This is a genomic window from Phycisphaerae bacterium, from assembly GCA_019636475.1.
Lineage (GTDB): Bacteria > Planctomycetota > Phycisphaerae > UBA1845 > UTPLA1 > JADJRI01.
This window is the reverse complement of record JAHBXN010000015.1, coordinates 1-24,290: the sequence shown is the minus strand read 5'-3', so window position 1 is coordinate 24,290 and position 24,290 is coordinate 1. Positions and strand designations below refer to the sequence as shown.

21 protein-coding genes and 1 tRNA gene are annotated in these 24,290 nt (G+C 58.5%); 8 read left to right on the top strand and 14 right to left on the bottom strand.

The features are described 5' to 3' along the window. Positions 1 to 48: 48 nt before the first annotated feature. The gene (locus tag KF841_16535; GenBank protein ID MBX3396963.1) at positions 49 to 645 is read right to left on the bottom strand and encodes a phospholipase D family protein; all 597 of its coding nucleotides are present in this window, start codon (positions 643 to 645) and stop codon (positions 49 to 51) included. Positions 646 to 1,072: 427 nt separating this feature from the next. Here KF841_16535 and KF841_16530 point away from each other — a divergent pair, with 427 nt between their 5' ends. After that, positions 1,073 to 1,411 carry a hypothetical protein gene (locus tag KF841_16530; GenBank protein MBX3396962.1) on the top strand — a complete coding sequence of 113 codons (339 nt, stop codon included), beginning with the start codon at positions 1,073 to 1,075 and terminating at the stop codon, positions 1,409 to 1,411. Between the two features lie 3 nt (positions 1,412 to 1,414). Here the strand turns inward: KF841_16530 and KF841_16525 are convergent. Then, positions 1,415 to 1,487 (bottom strand) — tRNA-Glu (locus KF841_16525). A 599-nt stretch (positions 1,488 to 2,086) separates the two neighbouring features. On the opposite strand from KF841_16525, the gene KF841_16520 reads away from it, so the two are divergent. The 4 genes from KF841_16520 (at position 2,087) to KF841_16505 (ending at position 6,891) form a co-directional block, all read left to right on the top strand. Continuing rightward, positions 2,087 to 2,563, top strand: coding sequence for a hypothetical protein (locus tag KF841_16520; GenBank protein ID MBX3396961.1), 477 nt, complete (start codon positions 2,087 to 2,089; stop codon positions 2,561 to 2,563). Positions 2,564 to 2,894: 331 nt separating this feature from the next. Continuing rightward, positions 2,895 to 4,370: an NHL repeat-containing protein gene (locus KF841_16515; GenBank protein MBX3396960.1), complete on the top strand. Its 1,476-nt coding sequence runs from the start codon at positions 2,895 to 2,897 to the stop codon at positions 4,368 to 4,370. A gap of 109 nt (positions 4,371 to 4,479) precedes the next feature. Further along, positions 4,480 to 6,108, top strand: coding sequence for an ABC transporter permease subunit (locus KF841_16510; protein ID MBX3396959.1), 1,629 nt, complete (start codon positions 4,480 to 4,482; stop codon positions 6,106 to 6,108). Between the two features lie 108 nt (positions 6,109 to 6,216). Further along, complete coding sequence (locus KF841_16505; protein MBX3396958.1) at positions 6,217 to 6,891, top strand: amino acid ABC transporter ATP-binding protein; 675 nt, start codon at positions 6,217 to 6,219, stop codon at positions 6,889 to 6,891. 9 nt (positions 6,892 to 6,900) lie between these two features. Here KF841_16505 and KF841_16500 read toward each other — a convergent pair whose 3' ends face one another. From KF841_16500 to KF841_16490, 3 genes are all read right to left on the bottom strand, one after another. After that, positions 6,901 to 7,905, bottom strand: a complete 1,005-nt coding sequence (locus tag KF841_16500) for a class I SAM-dependent methyltransferase (protein ID MBX3396957.1) — start codon at positions 7,903 to 7,905, stop codon at positions 6,901 to 6,903. Between the two features lie 124 nt (positions 7,906 to 8,029). After that, entirely contained in the window at positions 8,030 to 9,670 is a 1,641-nt protein-coding gene (locus KF841_16495; GenBank protein MBX3396956.1) for an FAD-dependent oxidoreductase, read from the bottom strand. 150 nt (positions 9,671 to 9,820) lie between these two features. Further along, a complete protein-coding gene (locus tag KF841_16490) occupies positions 9,821 to 11,074 on the bottom strand; it encodes an NADH-quinone oxidoreductase subunit D (GenBank protein MBX3396955.1) in 1,254 nt (417 codons plus the stop codon). A gap of 176 nt (positions 11,075 to 11,250) precedes the next feature. On the opposite strand from KF841_16490, the gene KF841_16485 reads away from it, so the two are divergent. Together KF841_16485 and KF841_16480 are read left to right on the top strand one after the other, a co-directional pair. After that, positions 11,251 to 12,297 (top strand): putative zinc-binding metallopeptidase, encoded by a 1,047-nt coding sequence (locus KF841_16485; protein MBX3396954.1) that lies wholly within the window; start codon positions 11,251 to 11,253, stop codon positions 12,295 to 12,297. 59 nt (positions 12,298 to 12,356) lie between these two features. Further along, positions 12,357 to 13,352, top strand: a complete 996-nt coding sequence (locus KF841_16480) for an ATP-grasp domain-containing protein (GenBank protein MBX3396953.1) — start codon at positions 12,357 to 12,359, stop codon at positions 13,350 to 13,352. 57 nt (positions 13,353 to 13,409) lie between these two features. Here the strand turns inward: KF841_16480 and trxA are convergent, their stop codons facing one another. Next, the gene (gene trxA, locus KF841_16475; GenBank protein MBX3396952.1) at positions 13,410 to 13,739 is read right to left on the bottom strand and encodes a thioredoxin; all 330 of its coding nucleotides are present in this window, start codon (positions 13,737 to 13,739) and stop codon (positions 13,410 to 13,412) included. Positions 13,740 to 13,987: 248 nt separating this feature from the next. Between trxA and tpx the strand changes: the two genes are divergently transcribed. After that, on the top strand, positions 13,988 to 14,500 hold the full coding sequence (tpx, locus tag KF841_16470; protein ID MBX3396951.1) for a thiol peroxidase: 513 nt from the start codon (positions 13,988 to 13,990) through the stop codon (positions 14,498 to 14,500). A 314-nt stretch (positions 14,501 to 14,814) separates the two neighbouring features. Here the strand turns inward: tpx and KF841_16465 are convergent, their stop codons facing one another. The 8 genes from KF841_16465 to KF841_16430 form a co-directional block, all read right to left on the bottom strand. Then, entirely contained in the window at positions 14,815 to 16,056 is a 1,242-nt protein-coding gene (locus KF841_16465; GenBank protein MBX3396950.1) for an efflux RND transporter periplasmic adaptor subunit, read from the bottom strand. A 26-nt stretch (positions 16,057 to 16,082) separates the two neighbouring features. Beyond that, positions 16,083 to 17,252, bottom strand: coding sequence for an ABC transporter permease (locus KF841_16460; protein MBX3396949.1), 1,170 nt, complete (start codon positions 17,250 to 17,252; stop codon positions 16,083 to 16,085). 3 nt (positions 17,253 to 17,255) lie between these two features. Next, positions 17,256 to 18,428, bottom strand: coding sequence for an ABC transporter permease (locus tag KF841_16455; GenBank protein MBX3396948.1), 1,173 nt, complete (start codon positions 18,426 to 18,428; stop codon positions 17,256 to 17,258). A gap of 52 nt (positions 18,429 to 18,480) precedes the next feature. Next, positions 18,481 to 19,665 carry an ABC transporter permease gene (locus KF841_16450; protein MBX3396947.1) on the bottom strand — a complete coding sequence of 395 codons (1,185 nt, stop codon included), beginning with the start codon at positions 19,663 to 19,665 and terminating at the stop codon, positions 18,481 to 18,483. 36 nt (positions 19,666 to 19,701) lie between these two features. Further along, on the bottom strand, positions 19,702 to 20,871 hold the full coding sequence (locus tag KF841_16445; protein MBX3396946.1) for an ABC transporter permease: 1,170 nt from the start codon (positions 20,869 to 20,871) through the stop codon (positions 19,702 to 19,704). A 72-nt stretch (positions 20,872 to 20,943) separates the two neighbouring features. After that, complete coding sequence (locus KF841_16440; protein ID MBX3396945.1) at positions 20,944 to 21,669, bottom strand: ABC transporter ATP-binding protein; 726 nt, start codon at positions 21,667 to 21,669, stop codon at positions 20,944 to 20,946. 143 nt (positions 21,670 to 21,812) lie between these two features. Continuing rightward, the gene (locus KF841_16435; GenBank protein ID MBX3396944.1) at positions 21,813 to 23,129 is read right to left on the bottom strand and encodes an alkaline phosphatase family protein; all 1,317 of its coding nucleotides are present in this window, start codon (positions 23,127 to 23,129) and stop codon (positions 21,813 to 21,815) included. A gap of 89 nt (positions 23,130 to 23,218) precedes the next feature. Beyond that, a complete protein-coding gene (locus KF841_16430; protein MBX3396943.1) occupies positions 23,219 to 24,055 on the bottom strand; it encodes a sugar phosphate isomerase/epimerase in 837 nt (278 codons plus the stop codon). Positions 24,056 to 24,290: the final 235 nt, after the last annotated feature.

The following is a 24,290-nucleotide window of genomic DNA, read 5'->3' as shown; positions in this document are numbered from 1 at the left end:
TGTTGACGGCGGTCGCTCGAAGTCACAAGGGAAAATGGTCCTTTGTGGTCAGGATCCGCTGTATTTCCTGGAGTGTTTCAGATGCTCGTCGAAGTTCTTCAGGAACTTCTCGAACACATCGTCCGCGTTTCTGATAATCACGATGTTCTCGGCGTTCTTCTCCTCGGCCGATTTCGTGAAGTTGTATGAGCCGGTGATGACAGTGCGGTCGTCGATCAGGATGACCTTGTTGTTCGCTGTCGCATGTTTGGCGTCAAAGTGGACGGGAACGCCTTCGCGCCGGAGGATTCGCCAGCTGCCGTACGTCATTTTCTCCTGAGACTTGTCGAGTATCACGCAGACGTCCACACCGCGTTTTTTGGCTTTCACCACGGCGTTCGTGATCGGCTTTGACGTGAAGAAGTACGCTTGAATTCGGATTGTTTGTTCCGCCGATGCCAGTTCCTCGGCGATGCGCTCCTCACAGCCGCCCCCGGGAGAAAACACCGCATCAATCTCGATGGACCGCTTGCCTGGCTTATCCGGACCCGCCGAAGCCCCGATCGAAAGCAGCGCCAATGCAACGACTGTAAACACCGGAAGCCCGAAAAAGAGACCCCTTTCGAATCGGCTCGATGCGCGTTGATACCCGCAATTCATATCCATGCCTTACTCTCTCCTGAAATGAAATCTCAGCCCGTCATTGCCCGCGATAGGCTCGTCAACCGTTGTCCGGCAGTCCGGGCCTGATCGCTGACGCCGTCTATGCGGCCAGTGAATTGCGAGACGGCCTGCAATGGACCCGCACCAAAATTGAGTACCCGACACTGTTCGGCATGGTATCGGGTGCCGTAGGCCTGTCCAGAAAAAAACTACTCGGACCCACCGGAGGACGGCTGATAACAACTCCCATCGCGATTGGACGCGCGCGTTTTGTATGTTTGAACAGACGGACTGCAACCGCGGCCGGCAGGCTGGAACGATATTCCCGGCTCGCTTTGGCCGATAGGTGTTGAGAGACGCCGCGTCCGGCCGGTGGCCTTTCAGGGGGAACTGCATGAGGGCTCAGACGAAGATTGGCTTGAAGCACTCAATGGCCGGACTATTGTTCAGTGCGGTCGCTGCCGCGACGGTAATCTTCGCCATGAAAACCTATGCGGGCCCGGTACCGCCGATCGTGCTTCCGAGTGCCGTTGCAATGGCAGTCTTCCTCGTGATGAATCGCCGCCTCTGGCGATCTGTGAAAGAGTCATACGACGCCGGGGAAGTCTGTCGCCGTGTGAATCAGCCGGGAGCCGGCGAAACGACCGACAGACGGGGCGATGAGCGATCGACCTGGTTCGCAAAGGACGAGGGCGAGGCGGCGCCGGTCGGGTCGTCGCCAAAAAACAAAAAAACCCTCCAAGCCGTGGGGCCTGAAGGGCTCGTCTGAAAGCACCCCCAAGGGGATTCGAACCCCTGTCGCCGACATGAAAAGCCGGTGTCCTAGGCCTCTAGACGATGGGGGCCTGGGTGCGTCCGGGGCGATTCATCCGCCTCGGATGACTTAAGGGGGACGGGTATTAAAGACCACCGAATCCGTTCTGGCAAGAGCGATTCGGAATGAGAAAGGTCCGACCCCGGGGAAAGCCGAATCGGCCTCATTCGCGATCATCTGGTAGATTGAATGGACAAAAAAACGTCGCGCCGAGTATGAGTGATTCGACGCGACGTCACGATGGCGCAATCGAGAGGGCCTCGATCGCTGCGGGGCATGAACAGGCTGGTCAGGGGGACCAGCCTGACAGGGGGCAGGTTTTAGAGAGGCGAATGCTTTCTTGCGGATCCGAACCCGCAGCTCCGACACATCGTTAGCGCGTTCCCCCGGTACGCAGGTTGGCTGGTTTTCCGAATCTCAATCTCCGGCGTCGCAATACCCGCCGCCCTCTAATCCATGACATTCTTTAGGTGGCTGGGACGGGAAAAATCAACTCGCCGCGATCCGGTAATCCGCGTTTCTGCAAGCTGACGCACTCATGGGCCGTGGCGCGCGACCTTATTGCCACGCGAGCGCGGATTTGCGGACGCGGCATTTGAGAAAAAAGGCCGGACGTTAGAATACCAGACCATGCAAGCCCTCTTGGATTGGCTCCAGAACAACAAGCCGCTGCTGATTCTCATTGTTGCCGCCCTCGCGGCTTTGCTCGTGCTACAGCGATTGACCAGATTCGTCGGCCGACTCGTCCGCGCCGTTCGACGTCGCGGCAAGCCGGTGACACTTCATCCGAAGCTCCAGAACTATGGGGGCCACAGCGACGAGGAAATGGAATCAGATCGGCTGATGGCGGGTGGGATTATCGCGACCAGCTCGACGGCGTCGGTCGCCGGCTACGAAATCGTTCGTCAGGTCGAAGCGGTATTCGTCGAGGGCTATCGAACGCCGACCGACGCGACCAACGCCCTGAAAGCCGTGGCGGTTCGGCGGGGGGCCAACGCGATTATCAATCTCCTGCAACAACGATCAGCAGCTGGAAAATGTGCCGCACAGGGCGATGCGGTATGCATCGAGCCGCTGGTCTCCAAAGCGCGTCCCGCCGGATCTTAACCAGCGCCAGTCACTGAATCGGTTGCTGGTGGGTGGGTGTAACCCCCGATTGCGAAATTCCCCAATTGGGTAAAATCCCCCGCTCTTTACCACATTTCGATCTCCGGCGGTCGGCTGGTCGTGCATTTCCTGATGAAACACGTGTTTTGGGAATTCGGAGCGCCCCGGCGCGGCAGTTGCTGTCCCAACTGCCCGGTCCTTGGTTGTGAGCCGTTGAGAAACACTGAGCAAGACTACAGGAGAAGGTCGTTTGTTGGATTTTTCGTTATCTGATGTGAGGCGCAATCCCATCCAACTTGGGCTGCGAGAGAATCTTTGGAGAGAGCAAACGATGAAAGTGATGCGAAATCGAATCATCCGTCTGATTGCCCTGCTTGCAATCGGAGCGGCGGCAAGCCCCGTATGGGCTGCGCCGGAAGATGCCACAGCGGATGCAGTCATCGGCCAGAGTGACTTCAGCACCAACGGGATCAACCAGGGCGGCGCAGGCGCCGGAAGTCTCAACGGAAATCGTGGGCTGTTTGTCGATTCGTCCGGTCGATTGTGGGTCGCTGACTCCGGGAACAATCGGGTGTTGAGTTGGCCCAGCGCCGCCGGTTTCGCAAGTGGCGACAATGCGGACATCGTTCTGGGACAGGCGACTTTTACCGATGTGGATAGCAATCGGGGCAACAATGCGCCTGACGCGACAACCCTTTTCGACCCGCGAAGCGTCGCAGTGGACGCGGACGGCCGCGTCTATGTCGCCGATTCCGGCAACAAGCGCGTGCTGCGTTACGATCCGCCCATCACAAACGGCATGCAAGCCGTTCAGGTCTTCGGCCAGAACGGGGATTTCACAAAGAACGACCAGGCAAATGCCATGAACGCCAACGCATTCAACATGGGAAACCCGGACGGCATCGCACTGGACGCGCAGGGCAATCTTTATCTTGCCGATCGTTTCCTGCACCGGGTGGTCGTGTATCTTGATCCGGTCAATACGGATGAACAGGCGGATACGGTGCTCGGGCAAGTCGATTTGACTAAGGCTCAAAGAAACCAGGACGACAACAATCCGGTTCCGGGCGCCAATACACTTAATAATCCGATCGGGGTCGGCGTGGATTCGGACGGCAATGTTTATGTCGCCGATGAGGGTAACAACCGCGTGCTGCGGTTTGAGCCGCCGCTCACGGACAATATGAACGCGACGCGCGTCTATGGCCAGGCGGATTTCAGCGGAGGGAATGCAAACGATCCGGACGTGTCGGCTTCCAGCATGAACGGGCCGGTCTATGTCGCAATCGATCCTGTGACCGGGAATCTGTACGTCGCGGACGCCATCAACAATCGGATACTGGAGTTCGAAACGCCCGAAACGAACAGCGTGGCCGATCGGGTGCTCGGTCAGGACGGTGATTTCACGACCAAGCTGGCCAACAAGGGCGGCGTCAGCGCGAACAGTCTGCAGGACGTTGGTGGCGTGGCGACCGATGCCGATGGCAATCTCTATGCCGGTGATCGGCTGAACAATCGGGTGCTTCGCTACGAGATCGCCGAATCAAATGACAACGGAAACAACAACAACAACAACAACAACAATAACGACAACGATAACGGCAATGGCAATGGAAATGGCAACGCAAACAACAATGCAAACGACAACAACGACGGTCCCGGCGCGGAGGCGCCGCTGTGCGGCGTCTGCGGAGACGGCGCGATGATGTTTGCTCCGATGATGTTTGCCGGACTCGCTGCTGTTCGGCGGTCCACACGACGTCGATGCGGCAGGTCGTCGCGGTCGTCCCACGCGGCAGCGCGTTGATCATTACGGCATTACGCTTTCAAAGCCGGTGAATCGAGATTCGCCGGCTTTTTTATTGAGATCGCGCCGGCGATTGCTATCGTATCAGGGCAAAGGAGTGCAATCGTCGTTGCGAGGTCTATTCTCGGAAATTGCAGTATGCCGATTTCATCGGCCCGGCGGGTATGTGGCGCGGCGATCCGTGCATCCCGTCGGCCATGTGGCGCACCTCTTTCCCGGTTCCGCGATCGTGGCATTGGCGGCGGGGATTCTGGTCTTGATCCTCGGGGCGGGAAACGCCCGCGCTGATGCGCTGGATGATGTTCGCGCTCGAGGAAAACTGATCTGGGGTGGCGATGAGGAGGGCGGCGGTCCTTACGTTTATCCCGATCCGGACGATCCGCGCCGGATGATCGGTTTCGAAGTGGAGTTGTCTGAAATCATCGCCGAGGAACTGGGCGTCCGCGCCGAGTTTCATCAGGCTGACTGGAACACGCTGCCAAACTTTCTCGATAGCGGCGAGATCGACATCATCCTGAATGGCTACGAATGGACTCCGCAGCGAGCCGGCCAGATGCTCGCCAGCCGGCCTTACTACATCTACGAACTTCAACTGCTGGCGTCGAAGCGCGACGCGCGCATCCAGTCATGGGACGACCTAGTCGGGCGGCCGGGAGAGGCGCTGAAGATCGGTGTGATGCAGGGCACCGCCGCAGCGACGTATGTGCGCGGTCGGTTCGGCGATCGCGTGACGCTCGTCGAGTATGACGGCAATACCAACGCGATGCTGCAAACCGCCTCCGGCGTCGACGACGCGACGGTCCAGGATCTGCCGATTGCAGTCTTCTATCGAACTCTGCCGCAGGGACGCGACCTGCGATTCGTCGGTGATCCGGTCGGTCGCGGATATTACGTGATGTTTGCCCGAATGGGGGAGACACGGTTGATTGAAGCGATTGACCGTGCCATCGAGTCGGCATTTCGTGACGGTCGATTGCGGCGGGTCTATGAGAAGTACGGTCTCTGGAATGGAACACAGGACGGGCTGCTGGACGCCCGGCCCGAATCGGCTGGCATTGAAAGCGTCCGGGGCTGGCGCGCGTTCGTCACCTATTCTCCGGTGCTGATCGAAGCGGCGTGGACGACTTTGAAGCTCTCATTCCTGGCCATGCCGATCGCGGTCATTCTTGGCCTGCTCGTCGCGCTTGGCCGGTTGTATGGGCCGAAGATGCTTGGCGTCGGATTGAGTTTCTACGTCGAGATTCTGCGTGGAACCCCCGTCATGCTGCAACTGCTGGTAATCTACTTCCTGTTGCCTGAATTGCTCCGAACTATCGGAATCGGCGGGCTCGATCGCGTGACGGCGGCCGTTATTGGTTTGGGAATTAATTACTCGGCGTATGAAGCGGAAATTTATCGCGCCGGCTTGCAGGCGATTCCGCGCGGACAGATGGAGGCATCGCTGGCGCTGGGTATGACTCGCACGCAGGCGCTGCGGATCGTGATTGTCCCGCAAGCGCTTCGGATTTCCCTGCCCCCGGTAACCAATGATTTCATCGCACTCTTCAAGGATACCTCGATCTGCTCAGCGATTGCGGTCGTTGAACTGACAAAGCAGTACAATATCCTCTCAAACAGCACGGGCGCACGGATCGAACTCGCGGTGATGACGGCGTTACTTTACCTGCTGATGAGCTATCCACTGTCACTCGTGGCACGGCGCCTGGAGCGAGTGATGGCGGGCGAGGTCCACCACTGATCGCAAATCGCCCGGATTCCGGCACGGTCGTGAGGCATTCTGAACTTGATACAGATAGAACGATTATTCAAGCGTTTCGGCACACGTGAAATACTTCGCGGCGTATCAATGCGTGTGGAGCGCGGCGAGGTGGCGGCACTGATCGGTGCATCGGGCAGCGGAAAGAGCACGCTACTGAGATGCCTGAACGGACTGGAGTCCTTTGATGCCGGGACGATTCACGTCGCCGATGCAGGCGTGCCTTCCGGACGGCATCCCGCATCGAGCAAAGGGATGCTTCGGCTTCGTCGCCGCGTCGGCATGGTGTTTCAGCAATTTAACCTGTTTCCGCACATGACCGTACTGCAAAACGTCATGACGGGCCCGTTACATGTGCTTGGCATGGCTCGCGAGGAGGCGGCGGCGCGCGCGGAGAAACTGTTGGATCGTGTCGGGTTGTCGGACTTTCTGGATCGGCGACCGGGAACTCTTTCCGGTGGGCAGCAGCAGCGCGTGGCGATCGCGCGGACCCTTGCGAATGAACCGGAGGTCATTCTCTTCGACGAGCCCACCAGCGCGCTCGATCCGAAGATGACGGCTGAGGTTCTTTCGGTCATTGCTGATCTTGCGAATGAAGGGCAGACGATGCTGGTCGTGAGCCACGCAATGGGCTTTGTCAACAAGACAGCACACAGCGTACACGTTTTCGTCCAAGGCGAGATCGTCGAGTCCGGGCCGCCGCGCCAGGTTTTTGAGACATCCACCCATCCGCTGACGCGGGAACTGCTCGCGCATGTCGACTAGTGGAGCCGCTCAAGGCTTGCGCGCGTGATAGAGGCAATAACGCTGCCGCTCCGTTGCGCGACCACGCAGAATCTGCAATCCTTCCTGGCCGAACCATTCGAAAGCAATGAATCCGATGGAATTCAGGAGCGCGCGCATTTCACGCCATGTGTGGTGTTTCACGTGAAATTTTGAATCCTCGACGGGAATGTGATCTCCATTGGGTGTCGAGCAATACAGACAACCGCCGGGTTTCAAGGCACTGAACACTGCATGCAGAAAACGGCTCGGATCGTGCAGATGCTCGATGGTTTCAAATGAGATCACGCTGTCGAATGGTCCGTGTCCTGCAACGAGGTCACTTGTGGCGGCGTCGTCGATGGATGCACAGATATGGTCGATTCGCTCGTGCCCGTAGTAGTGGCGAGCGAACGCAATCGCATCTTCCGCGATATCGATTGCCAGGACGTGACACCCACCGTCCGCCAGGATTTTCGAACCGTAGCCGTTGCCGCAGGCGGCGTCGAGGACTTTTTCGTCGCGTCCCAGATGCTGCAAGGCCCAATAGTATCGGACCCGATGGCCGATCTCGACCTGTTCCAGTGCCTCTGCGGTGACACGTTCTCCGGTAAACGGAAGATGCGGCGCGCCGGGATCCGCGTCTTTCGGCGGGTAGAGCGTTAGGATCGCGCAGTCGCGGCCGAATTCAGCGCGGGCACGAGCGGCCAGCGCTTCCTGTTGCGCATCCGAAGAGATGAGGATTCCCGATACCGAGCCGTCAATTACTTTTGATGCGGGCTCAACGTTCCAAGGCCCGACACGACGCCCCCATTGAAGCGGCGAATCGTCTATCATGCCCGCGATGCGATCGGCATATGCTTCGAGGATCGGCAGAATCTTGGCCGTGTGGGCACCGGCAGCGAAGACGGCGATTTTTCCACGGCCGCGCCAGTCGCGCAGGACCGAATCCGCTCGCATTCGGGCGTCTTCGATCGTGGCGTTGCGGGCAACGAATGTTGTTGATTCTGATCCCATTTTTTGAACTCCGATTACCGCCCGATCGGTTCTCGTGACTCGCCCCGGCCCGTTGTAGCAGACCGAGATTCGCCGGTCGATGCGAAGGCGCGGAGCATTCAAGAAATTCGTTGGCGGCTTGTCGTTATATCGGCGGTGCAAATCGTCGGATCAGAGTTTCGGCTGTCGCCACGCCGTCGGCCGCGGCAGACATGATGCCGCCGGCATAGCCCGCGCCTTCTCCGATGGGAAACAGTCCCTGAGTGGAGACGCTTTCGCGGGTGTCCGGGTTGCGTGGGATTCGGACCGGGGCGCTGGCCCTGGATTCGGGACCGGTGACGAGTCCCTCATCGCCGGCGAAGCCGGGCAATCGTGCGTCGAGGTCGGCCAGCGCGCGTCGAACGGACTGCACGACATCGTTCGGCAAAATCTCGTTCATTGAAGTCCATGCGCCGCCAAGTGGATAGCTGGTTTCCGGCGGCCGGCCCTCGGATTTTCGCCCGGCTACAAAGTCGGCTGCCCGCTGGCACGGTACCCGATATGAGCGCCCAGTCAGTTCAAACGCCGTGCGCTCCCAGTGTTCGACGAACTCCAACCCTCGAATTGGGTCATTTTGAATGGCCTGGATTGGTACGGTCATTACGATTCCGCTGTTCGCGAAGGGCTGATTTCGACGCACGCCGCTTGCGCCATTGGTTGCGATCAGCCCGGGACTCTCATTGGTGGGCAATATGAGACCGCCGGGGCACATGCAGAAACTGTACACGTCGCCCAACTCGGCGGCAGCACCCTTGGCAACGAGATGGTATTCAGCCGGGGGTAGTCTGTGATGACCGCATGACGGGCCGTACTGCCACCGATTCACGAGTGACTGAGGATGCTCGACCCGAACTCCCAATTGAAACGGCTTGGCGACGACCTGTACGCCGCACGCGACGAGCATCCGGATGGTGTCGCGGGCGGAATGTCCCAGGCCCAGAAGCAGCGCACCGGGCCTTAGGGTTTCGGGTGGACTGGCGCCGGGCGTCGTGCAGGACAATCGGATCGACTTGATTGCTCCGTCGACGATTTCGATCCGGTCGAGACGGGTTCCGAATCGGACCTCGCCGCCGTGTGCGATGATGGTGGCGCGAATGCGGGCGCACAACGTGGGGATGCGATCGCTGCCAAGATGGGGACGGCTGTCGACCAGTATGTCGTGCGGCGCGCCGTGATCGACAAACACCTGAAGGATGTCGCGCATGTGAGGATCGTTGACGCGCGTGTAGAGCTTCCCGTCGCTGTAGGCTCCAGCTCCTCCTTCGCCGTAGAGAAGGTTGCTTTCGGGATCGAACTCATGAAGGCGATAGAATCGCTGGAGGATGTCGCGGTGTCGCGTCTTCACGGGCTGGCCGCGATCGATGACGATCGGGCGGTAGCCGTGGCGGGCGAGCCATAAGGCGGCGAACATGCCGGCCGGTCCGAAGCCAACGACGATCGGACGGTCCGCAATCGGATCTCGACCGTGCTGAAGTGGTCGCGGAATCGCGGTATGCACGGGGGCGACATCGGTGCGGTGAAGTCGCTTCAGGACGCGGGATTCGTCTCTCGGGCCGCCGGCGAGCGCCAGTTCCACGTTGTAAACGAATTGAATGCGATCCTTCCGGCGCGCGTCGATGGAACGTCGAACGATGACGAATTCCCGGATGGCATCGGGCGCGATGCGGAGCCGGCGGGCTGCGCGGTCGCGCAACATCGAATCGTCATCGTCGAGGCTGAGCGTCAGATTGCGGAGCAGGAGGGTCATTGGGAGATCATTTCGTGTTCTGCATTCGATAGGCAATCGAAGCCCGGCACGTAGCGGCGACTCGGGCGAATTTGATCAGATGACGTTTGCGTCGTCAGGCCGGATCACCCGGGAGAGATGTCTGACATTCGTAGAGCGCGGGTCCGAAGATCACCGATCAAGCTCTGCTGCAATGATGTTCAGGCTGCCCAGGACCGCGACGACATCGCTTATCGAATGGCCGATGACGAGGTGTTCGAACACGGAGTAGTTAATGTAGCTCGGGGGTCTGCAACGGGCGCGATAGGGGCGGTTGCCACCGTCAGAGACGAGATAGAATCCGAGCTCGCCGTTTGCGGTCTCGTTGGCACCGTAGGCCTCGCCGACGGGCGGCTCGAATCCCCGGTTCCACATGATCTTTTCGAAATGGTGGATGAGTCCTTCGATGGAGAAATATACCTCGCGTTTGTCCGGCAGTGTTGATTTCACATCGGGGAGGACATTGACCGGCCCGCTCGGAATGTTATCAATCAACTGTCTGAGGATGTGCAGTGATTGCTGCATCTCCTCAAGTCGGACGAGATAGCGAGCGTAGACGTCGCCACCGGTTGCGATCGGTACCTTGAACTCGACGCCGCTGGAGCCTTTGCCGTCCCAGTTGTCGGCGTAGCAGAGGTAGGGTTCGTCTTTTCGCAGATCGCGCTGGACGCCGGCGCTTCGCGCCAAGGGGCCGGTCCAACTCCATGCGATCGCCTGCTCCCGGGTAATGACGCCGATCCCTTTGGTGCGTTCGACGAAGATCCGGTTGCGTGTGAGAAGCGATTCGAAATCGTTGATGGCGTTGGGCAGACGCTTGAGAAAGGCGTTCACATGGTCAGGCCACTCATCGGGAATGTCCTGCATCAGGCCGCCGACGCGCGTATAGCTCGTCGTGAATCGCGCGCCGCAGATTTCCTCAAACAGGTCGTAGATGTATTCACGCTCGTTGAACGTGTAGAGGAAGCTGGTGAACGCGCCAAGGTCGAGCCCGGCCGTTCCGAGGCAGAGCAGGTGATCCTGGAGTCGCGCCAGCTCTGCGATGATGGTGCGTAGGACCTTGCATCGCGGTGTGAGTTCGATGCCGAAGAGTTTTTCGCAGGCAGTGTGCCATGCGATGTTGTTGGCCATGGGGCTGATGTAGTTCATACGATCGGTCACGACGACGTACTGGTTGTAGTCGAGATGCTCGCCCAGCTTCTCAAAACCGCTGTGCAAATAGCCGATGTGCGGCGTGCAGGCGACGACCGATTCGCCGTCGAGCTCGAGCACGAGGCGCAGGGTCGTGTGGGTCGCCGGGTGCTGAGGACCGAAGTTGAGGGTCCACAGGTCTCCGCCGACATCCTCGCGTTCGAGGCGGGTGGGGGCGAATTGGGGCATGGTGGCCATGGGCAGACATCTCCTCCGATTGTATTGGGTCCGATTCTAATGAAAGCACGGTCCGGGCGACAGTGGGGGAGGCGATAGGGGTGGTATCTCGTCCGCCCGCTCAAGGTGACGAATACGGCACAATTCGTTAGCATCGATGAGTGAGGAGCGATGATCCCATTTTGGGTGGCGTATTGATGCCCGATCCGATCGAAGAGAACCAACCGGCAGCGCAGAATTCGTGGGCTGAGTTCGCCGACGAGTCGCTGATGGCGATGCGGCTCTGCGATCTGGGGCTTTCACTGAGTGGGACTCCGGTGGAGGGGCATATCAGGCAGGTGCTCACGGAACTCCGGAGCCGGGGGCTGAAGTTCCGGCCGCATTTCTGGCTATCAACGGAATGGTTCACCCCTGATGGCGTTCCGGGCATCGCGGTACCGTTTTATCTGGCGCATCCGCGACTGACGGAACTGGAACGCAAGATCATGTTGCTGGCCGAAGGGGAATCAGCCGAGTCGTGCCTGAAGATCATCCGGCATGAGGTCGGCCACGCGATCGATAACGGGTATCGGCTTCATAAGCGTCGGGATTATCGCAAGGTTTTCGGCTCGTGGTCGAAGAGCTATCCCGAGTTCTACCAGCCGAAGCCGCACAGCCGCCGCTATGTATTTCATATCGAGGACTGGTACGCCCAGAGCCATCCGGCGGAGGATTTTGCGGAGACGTTCGCCGTGTGGTTGACGCCGGGAATGGACTGGGAGCGCAAATACTGCAACTGGCCGGCGCTGAAGAAGCTGCGATATGTCGATGCCTTGATGAAGGAACTGGCCGGACAGCCACCGACGGTTCGGTCTCGAAGACGAACCGAACCAGTGGAGAAGCTGACACTCACATTGCAGGCTCATTACGATGCGAAGCGCCGCCGCTATGGCACTGATTTGCCGGATTTCTTCGATCGTGACCTGCGAAAGCTGTTTTCAGATTCGCCGGAGTACGCCTCAAATGAGTCGGCTGCGCGTTTCCTGCAGCGGATGCGCCGCCAGACACGACGCATTGTGGCGCGATGGACAGATGCCTATCAATACACGATTGATCAGGTTCTGAAGCAGATGATAGATCGATGTCGCAAGCTGAATCTTCGACTCACACGCACGCAACCTCACACGGAGATTGAAGCTACGGTTTTGCTGACGGTTAAGACGATGAATTACATACATGACGGACGGCATCGCATGATGCTGTAGGCGCGATCGCGGTTTCCAGTCGTTTGTGTATGCCCAAGAAGCTCCGCATTTCGGTCATGATGCAGGCCGGCTGCGTTCCGCCGAAGAGCGACGCGGGCCTGAGCGAGCAGGAGATGATGTCCTGCAAGACGGAGTACCATGTCCTGCAGGCGCTGAAACGCCTGGGGCACGATGCGGAGCCTTTGGTAGTCGCGAGCGAGCTGAATGTCATCCGCGAGGCGATCAGCATCCGTAAACCACATGTCGTTTTCAATCTGCTCGAGGAATTTCGCGGGCTGGACTTTTACGTGCCCTATGTGCTGGGCTATCTCGAATTAATCCGCCAGCCGTATACGGGTTGCAATCCTCGCGGCCTTCTGTTTGCCACGAGCAAGGCGCTGCAACGGAAGATTCTGAGGCATCATCGCATCCTCGTGCCGGACTTTTACGTGGTTCCGTACCTGAAGAAGACAAGGCGGCCTGCGCGAATGCAGTTTCCGCTGATCGTCAAATCCGCGACGGCTCACGGCTCGGTGGGAATTGCGCAGGCGTCGGTCGTGCATGACGACGAGAAGCTCAACGAGCGGATCGCTTTCATTCATCATGAACTCTCCAATGACGCCATCATTGAAGAGTATGTTGAGGGACGAGAGCTGTACGTGGCGCTACTGGGAAATCAGCGAATCGAGGCGTTTCCCATCTGGGAGATGATCTTCGAGAAATTGCCGGACGGAGCCGCCAATATCGCGACCAGCAAGATCAAATGGGACACGAATTATCAGCAGCGAATCGGCCTGAAGACGGGGGCGGCTGAGAATCTCACGGAGTCCGACGTAAAGCGGATCATCCATCTATGCAAGCGAGCCTATCGCGTGCTGAACCAGAGCGGCTATGCGCGAATCGATCTGCGCATGACCGCGGACGGGCGGGTGTATGTCATCGAGTCAAATCCTAATCCGCAGATCGCGATTGATGAGGAATTCGCGGAATCGGCGCTGATGGCCGGTGTCGATTATGAGTCACTCCTGACCCGGATCATTCAACTCGGAACGCGCTATCACGCGGGACTGGAATAGCCTCTCAGTCTTCACGTGAGATTTCTCAACCTGTTGCAGGTGGTTGGCGCTACGGTATCAGATGATTGCATCGAGCGCGGCAGCGAGGTCTTTCTTGGGGCGAAGTCCGCTGAATCGCTTGACGATTTCACCATTCCTGAAGACCAGTACGGTGGGTATGCTCTGTATTCCGAATTTAGCGGATGTTTCCTGATTGCTGTCGGTGTCCAGCTTGCCGACTTTCACCTTTCCGGCGTAGTCATTGGCGATCTCGTCGATGACGGGTCCCAGCGCCCGGCAGGGCATGCACCACTCGGCCCAGAAATCCACAAGGACCGGCGTTGAGGATTGGAGAACTTCCTGCTCAAAATTGCTGTCGCTGAATGTAAGCGTATTCTGGCCGGCCATGGCAGTAACTCCTGCTATTCTGTCAGACTCCGGCAGGCGCCATCGCCTGCGTGAATTCGCATGTTTCGGGCGGGATTCTAGTAATCCGACGCCCGCAAGTCAAAACGCAGCACCCTGAAGGCCGATCGCGGCGTTCGGCGCATCGAAACCATTGACCATCTCTTCTGATGCAACTACGATTCCCCGCGTTACATCGCGAGATCCGTACGAAGAATCCAACACCTGATCAGCAGAACGGAGAACGGAACATGAGCAGAACCTGTACGCTCAAAGGCAACCCACTGTCACTCGAAGGTCCGGAACTGAAAGTCGGCGATATCGCGCCCGATGCCGTCGTTCGCAGCAATCTGGTGACCGATTGGAAGCTCTCAGAGGGCAAAGGCAAGACTCGGATTTACAGCGTGGTGCCGTCGCTCGATACGCCGGTCTGTGCCGAACAGACCCGTCGCTTTTACAAGGAAATCGCACACCTTCCGAATGTTGAATTCTATACGATCAGCTTCGACCTGCCCGTGGCGATGGCTCGATTCTGCGGCGCCGAAGGCATCGATACAACGAAATTCAAGGTCCTGAGCGATGCCAAGCACGCGGACTTCGGAAGGAAGTACGGCACGTTGATTCCCGAACATCGCATCAACTGCCGAGCAGCTTTTGTTGTCGGCTCGGATGACAAGATCAAGTATGCTGAGTACGTGAAAGAGGTCGCCGAGCATCCGAACTATGAGGCCGTGCTGAAGGTTGCCAAGGAGGTCGCCGGCTGATTCTCTTTGCAGGCCGATGGTATGCCTGCGAGAATCCGAAGCGGGCCGGCTTCCGGCATCTGCTGTCCGCTGCTCCCGCAAGGCGCGTGGGCGGCAATTCGACGCGAGCCGGTTCAAGTGACTTTAATCAGACCCGCCTGTCTTCCTGCCGGAAGATGGGCGGTTTCATTTTCCACAGGGTTAATGCGCGGAGTGTGCGCTCCCGGGCACTTCGACTTTCCTCGTGCTTTGATGTTTTTCCGCGGACCGCCCGTGACAGTCGGCGACCCGGTGGTTTTCAACTCGCTGGATGCCGGCGGCGGGGGTAAGCCGGGCTAATTTTTGATTCGCTGCCCGTCGCTGAGTTTCTCGACGTCTGAGGCCGCGATGTTTTGCCCGGCCGCCAATCCGCTCAGGATCTCGACCTGGCCTGGGGCCGATGCGCCGAGTGTCACGGCCGTGGCTTTCAGATGTCCATCGATCAAGACAAAGACGCGTCCGGATTTGCCGTCATTGGAACTCGCGCAGGCTGTGGACGGAATCCAGATTCTTCCCGTGCCGCTGCCGCCGGAGTTTGTTTCATCAGAGTAAAACACAACCTGTGCCACGCCTTCGACACGCAGCGAATCGTCGGGATTCTCAATTCGCACCTTGACCTGAACCGTCGCCTTGGAGTAATTCGCGCCCGGATCGATCCACATAACATAGCCGTCGAAGCGGCGATTCTTGTAGGCGTCCGGTGTGATGCGGCATCGCATGTTTCGGCTGATCCGCGAGATGTCGAGTTCGCTGATATCGACTTCGACCCGGAGAACGGACATATCCGCGATCGTGCCGAACTGCGCGTTGGCGTTCGCCCCGATGCCGCCCTCGGCCGCCACGAAATCACCGACTTCGACATTCCTCTCAAGAATCACGCCGCTGATCGGGGCAACGACTTCGCAATCCCGCAAAACTTTTTCGGCATATTCCAGAGTCGCCTGGTCCTGTTTAACCTGTGCCTGGGCTTCGTCGAGAGCGCGAACAGCCTCGGCGAACTCGATGTCCGGCGCGTTTTCGCTGTCGTGAAGCTTCTTCACTCGCTCGAAGTTGACTTTCTGAAACTCGAGAGCAGCCATCGATTTTTGCAGCGCTGCAGCCGCCTCATCGCGGCGGGCCTTCGGCAGCACGCGCTCAATCCGAGCAAGCACCTGCCCTTTGACGATTTTGTCGCCCTGTTCGAACAGAAGTTCAGTGATCTGTCCGGAGACCTTCGTCGTCACGCTGACCTTGCGGTCGGACACGATTTTTCCCGACGCAGTGTGGACGGGTATCGGCTCGTCCGCCGCTCGTTCTGTGACAGTCACGAATGTAACGGGAGACGCGGCTGTCGAAGACCCGGAGAAGATCGAAGACGCAAACTCGACCGGAACATAGCGGTAGACCACGAAAGCCGCAGCCGCGACCGCAAGCATGACGTAGAGCCAGGTGAATGATCGAGTCTTCGCTGCCTGCTCGGGTTTGCCCGCGGCAGGTCGTTGCTCCTTGGGGATGGTGAGCGATCGAATCTGCGCGCGGATATCCGGTTGAGTCGACATAGGTCTGTTACGATTGTAGCGGGAAATCAGGCTTTACGCAGGGCCTCGAGTATGCTGATTCTGGACGCCTTCGCGGCCGGAGCGATGGCTCCGATGATTCCAACGAGCATCGATACAGATAAGGCGGACACGACAATCGTCGGCGTGATCCGGAGTTCATAGGCAAGGACCGTCCAGGTGGTGTCCGATAAGAAATCCTGACGTGATCCGCTGATAAATGAAGCCGCGAGCAGTCCAAATGTGCATGCCACGAGACAAATCATCAGCGATTCGATGACAAATGAGGTGAGTATTGCGGCCTTTGTAAAGCCGATGGTGCGAAGCATGGCAATTTCACGGCGGCGGCCGTCGACCGCGGCGTACATCGTGTTTGCGACGGCAAATACTGCGCCTGCGGCCATCAGAGTGATCAGGATGGTCGTCAGCGTCACGATTTCCAGCGATTTGGAGGAGAGGTCGCCATAGTAGTCGGTTTCAGTTTTGGACGTGAGCCGAACGGCGGGTCCTCGGATGTAATCAATTGCTGCCTGGATGTCGGCGCCGTCCTGCATGTGCAGCAGAACGCTCGAAACAAATGAGCGCCCATACGCGTTAGCGAGCATGGTTCGCGACGCCCAAATCTCGCTTTCGAGCGCTCCGCCAGCGGCTTCGAAGATTCCGACGATCGTGTAGTTGGTGCTCGATGTTCGGCCGAGCTCGATCGTTCCCCCTATTTCCAGGTTGGCATATCGATCTGCCGCAGCTTTGCCGACGATGATTTCCGGGGAGCTCTCATTAAACCACCGACCCCGGGTCAGCCGGATTTCCTCGTGCACCTGTTTTGCGATCGGCTCGACACCGCGTACCGCCACATTGGCCATGTTCCCGCTGTTGCGGCGCGGAATGGAAGTCTGCACGCACAACTCTCGGCTGATCAACGGCGCGCCGCTCTGATCGCGGGCGATGCCCGGAACCTGGAGAAGCCTGCTCGACTCGTCCGGACTGATCATGCTCGTGCTTTCGGCCGTCGCGCCGGTCTTCAACACCAGGATGTTCCGGCTCGAACCGCTGGCCCGCAGGGAAGCCTTGATGCCTTCGGCAAATGAAAGAAGGATTGCAAGGACGCCGACGACGATGGTGACGACGGCAAACGTGAGCAAGGTGCTCAGCTTTCGCACGAAGAGATTCCGCCAGTTGTATGTGACAGGCAGGACCATGGGTCATCCCAGATCGCGAAGTGACGACACCACCTTCATTCGAAATGCGAGCCAGCCCGGCCACATCGCGGCAACGACGCCGATGATCAGCGCAATCGCCATTCCCTTCATGCAGGTGGAATTGCGGACTTCAAGTGATTGAATCAGGGGCACAGACCAGTTTTTCAGCGCGGTATAACGAAAAGCCAGGAAAGGGCCGGCTGTACCGATCAGGCCGCCCAGCCCGCAGAGCAACAGGCTCTCGGTCTGGATCAAGGCAAATGCAAATCCGCCACCGAAGCCCAGCGATTTCAACGTTGCCATCTCATTGATGCGGTCGCGGAAGTTCATGCTCATGGTGTTCGCTGCCGCCATGACCGCGACAAACACCGTCAGCGCGGACAGCAGAGAAAGGTTGGTCGGTAAATCGAACTGCTGAGTGATGAACTCGTTCATGAAGGTTTTTTCGTCCTGGGTCTTGGTTTCGTCCGGCGACCCGGCGAACAGGCGGTCGATTTCCTGACGATAGAAGTCCAGATCGGCCTGCGTTGCACACTTCACGAAAAAGAAGGTGACCTGTCCAGGAAACGCGCCCTCCTGCTTGGCTATTTCCTCGAAGTAATCTCGACGACACCAGTTGGTTACGATGTCCGTCGCATTTTGAAGCGTCGAAACGACGTTGAACTCGATTTCGCGATATGGCGGAATCGACGGCAGCATGACAATGCGGTCTCCGACCTTCCAACCCATGTCGCCAGCCGTTCCGCGCCCGATCATGATGGCCTGTTTGTCCTTGTACCATGCTTCGATTTCCTCGGGTGTCAGATTGTGCTCGGGAAAAGCGGCGACGAACGCGTCATGATCGACGGCGAGCGTCGAAAGCGGCGTCGGATCGTTTTTTCGTTGACCGCCAATGTATCTCAGGCCGCAAGCCGCTGTGATGCGCGTCTTCGATGGATCGAGCGATTCGATCTTGGCTCGATAGCCCTCCGGCAGAGGATTCACAATTGAGGTTTTCTGAGTGACCGCCAGCCGAAGCTGCCGGGTGGAGTTGTCAAGGAAACGGCCGATTCCATCCACAACCGACATCGACATGACGTAGATGACGATGGGGAGTGCGACCGCAAAGCAGGTCAAAACCGTCCGAAGGGGGTTTCGGGCAAGATTGCGATAGAGGTAGATGATTCGAAGATTCACTGTCACTCTATGGGATTTTGGGTGCCGAAGCGGGCACTTGCCACTGAAGGAATCAAACTTCTCGGAGTGCGGTAAGAACCTCAATTCGGGCGGCTCGTAAACCGGGCATTAACGCCCCGAGAACGCCCAGGACGGTGACCATCGTCATTGCGCCGATCGCGATGAGCGGCGTGAGATGTATTTCAAATGCGAGCGAGGAGAAGGTGGTCGCTCCGAACATATCCTTCGTATTACCGGCAAATTGCAGCCAGGCGGCACACCCGAGGCAGCCGAGCACGCCGCCCAGGATTGCAATCATGACGGATTCCAGGACAAGGCCGGTCAAAATCTGTCGTCCTGCGAAACCGATCGTTCGAAGCATCGCGATTTCCCGCGTGCGACCGGCCACGACGGAGTACATCGTGTTTGCGATGGCAAAGACGGCTGCCATGGACATGACGCCTACCAGCGCCCCGACAACCGACAGGTAAAACTGCATGAGCGTCGTCTGTTCCGCCCAGTAGTCCTTTTCGGTCTTGCCCGCCAGTTGAATCGACGGACCGTCAATCGTCGCGATTACGGAATCTGCATCGGCGCCTGTCGCGAGCCGCAGGGACACTGACGAGTACATCGTACGATTGTAGGCATTCATCAGAGAAGGCAGGTATCCCCAGATCTCGCTCTCCATCGGTCCGCCGTCGGCCGAGAAATATCCGACGACTTTGTAACCGCGATCGCCGCCGTAACCGAGGTTGACGACGTCACCAATCTTCAGACCTCCAAAAAGCCTGGACGCCGCCAGTCCGACGATAACCTCGCGCTCGGCGGTGGAGAATCGCGGTCCCAATGGCCGAACATTGGGATGGACCGCGAAGGCATCTTCCGTCACGCCGCGTACGGCGACGTTGGCAAATGTCGCGCCGCCGTCGCGCAGTCGAGGCAGGTTCACCTGAACGATCATCTCCGGGCTGAGAAGGACCTGGCCCGTCGCGGATTGACGTTCGGCAGCGGAGAGTTGCGTCAGTTTGTTGAAATCCTCGATCGTGATGGCGCTGTTGCTCTCTGCCGTCGCGCCCTTCTTCAGGACGATGATTTTTTGCGGGTCACCAGCGACATCGAGCGAGCCTTGCACGGCGGATCGGAATCCGAGCATCCATGTGAAGACGCCGACGACCGCCGCGATGACCAGGATGGTGAGAACGGTCGTCGCCTTTCGGACAAACAGGTTTCTCCAATGGTAATTGACCGGCAGGGCCATTCGTAATTTCCTTCACGCTCTGGGCTCGCCCCGGGATCATGCAACGCGGCGCAGGGCATCCGTTGTTCGAAGCCGTAGTGCCTGAAAGGCGGGCCAGAAGCCCGCAAGCAGGCCGACAAGCAGGGCGATCACCATCGAGCCGATCACCGCGATCCAGGACACTTCCAGAATTCCGACAGGTCCAGCCTGCCGCAACTTGATCGGATACCAGAGTAAATAGAGCGTCACGGGCAGAATTCCGACCAGCGAGCCGCCGACTGCGAGCAATACGCTCTCGGCCAGCACAATTCGGAACACCCGGCCGGATTGGAATCCGATCGCCTTGAAGACGGCCAACTCCCGTGTTCGCTCGCGGAAGCTCATCATCATCGTATTGCCGGCAACCATCGCAATGACGACGACCACGACAATGGACATGACCTGCATGAGTCCGGGGATGTTTCCGGCGGCCTGGATAAAGTTCGCGCCGAAGGTGTTTTCGTCTTCGCTTTTGGTTTCATCGGGCGTGTTGGCAAAGAGGGCATCGATCTCCTTTTGAAGGGAGTGCATGTCGTCTGCCGATTTGCATTTGACCCAGAAGATATTGCACCGGGGATCGTCGTAGTTGAGCGCCTTCCAGGATTCGACCAGAAAATCGCGGCGGAACCAAAAGAAATTGGCACGTTCCTTGTTCTGAAGCACCTTCACAATTTTGAATTCAAGCTGCGTGTAGGGTGGTATCGTGCTTTCAAGCGTGATTCGATCTCCCACTTTCCAGCCGTACTGCTCGGCGGGACTCATGCCCACCACACATGCCTGACGGTTTCGATTCCATTCGTCAATTTCAGCGGGCTGCATGTGCGTGTCTGAATAGACGATCGGAAAGGTGTCCGCGTCGGCCGCAAGACTCGTCAACGTGTTCTGAGTATTCGGCACACGGCCGCCGAACCATCGCATGCCACAGACGGCGGTCAATCGTCGGCGGTCAGGATCGAGCGCCTCGATTTTTCGTCGCATGCCCTCCGGCAAAGCATTCACAAGCGAGGTCTTGTGATGGACGCCAAGACGCAGCTCTTTCTCCATGCTGGCCGCGGCCTGCGCCATCGCCACGACAAGAGAGATGGCTGCGACAAATATCGCCATCGGCAGGGCGAACGCGACGGCAGTCAATCCGATTCGCAACGGATTGCGGCGTAGATTCTGCATCAGGACGTATGTCAGAGTCATGCCTTCAGTCCCGGCGAATTGCCCAAGGTCGGCGGATTGCCTGTGCTTGTGTCATGCTGGTTCGGAAAAAGACTAGACCGCAGTCGTTGAACGGATATGCGGGCGATTGGTGTTAAACTCTTCGCGCTCCAAAACGCCTTTTTCCAGATGGACGGTCCGGCTTGCATGCCCGGCAGCACGCGGGTCGTGCGTGACCATCAGAATCGTCTTGTTGAACTCAATGTTCAGGAGGTTCAGAAGTTCGAGAATCTCTTCCGATGTTTTGGCATCCAGATCGCCGGTGGGCTCATCCGCCAGTATGGCATCGGGGTCCGTCACGATCGCCCGCGCGATTGCGACGCGCTGCTCCTGACCACCGGAAAGCTGGTTCGGCCGGTGATCCATACGGTCGCCCAAGCCGACAATCGAGAGCGCGGTGGCTACACGCTCCTTGCGTTCGTGCGACGGCATCTTGAAAAGCAGCAGCGGTAATTCGACATTCTGCGCGGCCGTCAGAACGGGGACCAGGTGATACATCTGAAAGATGAATCCGATGTGCCGGCTGCGCCAAGCGGTTCTTTCACGTTCGCTCATGTTCTCCAGGTGCGATGCACCGACGCGGACACTCCCGCCGGTGACGGTATCCAACCCGCCGACCAGATGCAGGAGTGTTGATTTGCCGGAACCGCTCGGACCCATCAGCGCCACGAACTCGCCGGCGCCGATCGTCAGGTTAAGTCCATCCAAGACCGGAATTTCCATGCGATCCTTGTAGTAAACCTTCTTTAGATCGCGTACTTCGATGTCCGTTCCGTTCATTCAAACCTCCGCATCCAGCGGGCCTGCAATGTCGCGCACAGAAGATATTGTAGGCGGAGTTCGTCCTTGCACCAATGAAAGACTCCAGTCCGCGAGCGGATGGATGAGGAAACCGCTATTTATTTCAGGTTCACGCGGCCGAACTAACCGAGAAATGCCTGATCAATCATACTGCGTATGTCGGTATCTCGCACGGGACCTTCCAGCGGCAGCATGGCTGCGAAGGACGCGACGATCGCTCCGAACTGTTCCGGCGACTCGGCGGGCGCGCCGTGGCTGCCCATGACCCGTGTCGCATCGAGCGGAGTCTGGCGGGCGGGCATGTCAATGAACAATTCGACCGGGTCATAACCGGGTTTGGCGTGGATATCGACGGTTCGGGCGAAAGGAGGGGCGAAATCGCAGTCGAACCACCAGTAATAGGCAAGCCATGTGTCGGGCTCGCAGATCAAAACCACTTCGCCGCTACGAGGATGATTGACGCCGACCGTTGCGCGCTCCGCGCCGACGAGCACCTGGGCAATGCCGTCCATGCCCTCAAAAATGCCAGCGGCCGCATCGATGTCGGTGGGGTCCTTCACATACACATGCGCGAACTGGTGATCGACGACTGCAAAGGCGAGGCTTTCGCTCGTGACCAGGTATTCGCCATCCGGACGGGAATTCACCTTGACCATGCCCGCGTCCCGAAGCAGGCGGTTCGGATAGATGACACGCGACACATCGGTAATGGCATACTCACCGACAACGAGAAAGGCCGCGTCAGACAGGCCGATCGCCGAGAGGCCATCGACGAGCCGGCCGATTTGCTCGTCGGCCTCGCGGCATGCCGCCGCAGCCGCGGGATGGTCGGGTCCGAATTTTTGTGCCGCGTAGTCCAGATGGGGAAAGTAGATGGCATTGAATTGCGGCCGCTCGCGTTGAATTAACCAGAGCGACGCGTTGACGATCCACTCCGATGATTTGATGCTCGTCATCGGTCCCCAGTAATTCATCAGCGGGAAATGGCCGAGATCTCTCAGCAGGTCCTCATAGAGATGATCGGGCTTGGAGTAACACCAGAGTTCGGTGCGGCCGTCCTCGTGGTGCCGGGGCTCCGGCGTCACGATGAAAGTGGCCGCGGCGTCCTTGATGTTCTGGAGATGCCATGCCGCCGAAGTGACACCTCTGCTCGCGAGAACATCCCAGATTTGCCCGCCCTGAACCAGCCCATTACGGCCCACCCAGAGTTCAACGGCGTCCCTCTCGCGATGGTAGAATCCGTTGCCAATGATGCCGTGCGATGAGGCGGGGTTGCCCGTTGCCATGGCTGCCTGAATGGGCGAAGTCACGCACGGAAAAGACGGAATAAAATCGCGGCAGTCGCCGGTTTCGGCCATTCGCCGGAGTCGCGGCATGTGTTGGAGATCGCGCGGCCGCAGACCAGGCATCGAGATGAGAATGAGCGATGGAGTGGGCATAGGGCAAAACCGGTGTAAGTCAGATGTTGCGTAAGTCCGGTGAGGTCGCCGCACCGGCGATCGACCACGGATAACGCGGGATATTCACGCTAACGATTCAATCTGGAGAGAAACTCAAATGCGGATCGAGCCGTCTCAACGGCGTCATGGCTGTGGCGGCTGAGCTCGACATTGATGGTGCCGACGTAATTTGTTTCACGAAGGGCCGTGAAGATCGGTTCAAAGAGAATTTCGCCTTCGCCGAACGGCAGGTGTTCGTGTCGGCCGACGCGCATATCCTCGATGTGGACGTTAAACAGCCTGTTAGCGAACTCCCTGATTCGGTTGGCGGGCAGTCCGTCGCTGAGGCAGTGCAGATGTCCTACGTCGAGTGTGAGTCCGAAGCGCGGATGGTTTAACTCGTCCGCGAGGCGGGCGAACTGGTCCATGCGCTCGACGAACATACCGGGCTCCGGCTCAAACGCGAGATACACGTCCTGCTGAACCGCTCTGGCGAGCAACGCGTCACATCCGTCAACGAGCAGGTTCCATGAATCCTCAACCGACAAAAGAGGGTCGGCCGCACCGGACCAGAAACTCACCGCCTCGGCATCCAGCTCCGCGGCGATCTCGATCGCGCGGTAAAGAAAATCCAGCCGCCGGTTGCGATTCTCTTCATTGGCAGTGATCAGCGTCGGCCAATGCTTACGGAAGGGGTCGAGCAGGAAGCGCGACCCGGTTTCGATGACGCAGCACATGTTCCGCGATTGCAACAACTGCCTGATGACCTGGGTCTGCTGATTTATGTCGGGAGAATAGGGGTTCAAAGCATGGTAATCGAGGGTGATGGCGACCGATTCGTAGCCAAGCTCTGAAAGCACGTTGATGGCATCTTCGAGTCGATGCGTCGCAAAGCCGTTGGTGTTGTAACCGAGTTCAAATGACATGAGGGCATGATAAAGGCGGCCGAGCCATCTGCCAAAGATCGGGCTGGGGAGGACACTCGGAGAGATTGGACAATCACATGTTCGCAGGCGGTGGGCGGTGGGCGGTGGGCGGTGGGCCGAGGTCCCAGGTCGCCGCCCGGATATTTTGCCAAAGCAAATCGATCAATCGTGAATCCCTGGAACGTGACATCCGCGATGAACAATCGGGTAGGAGGGCGCCTCGCGGCGCCCGTCG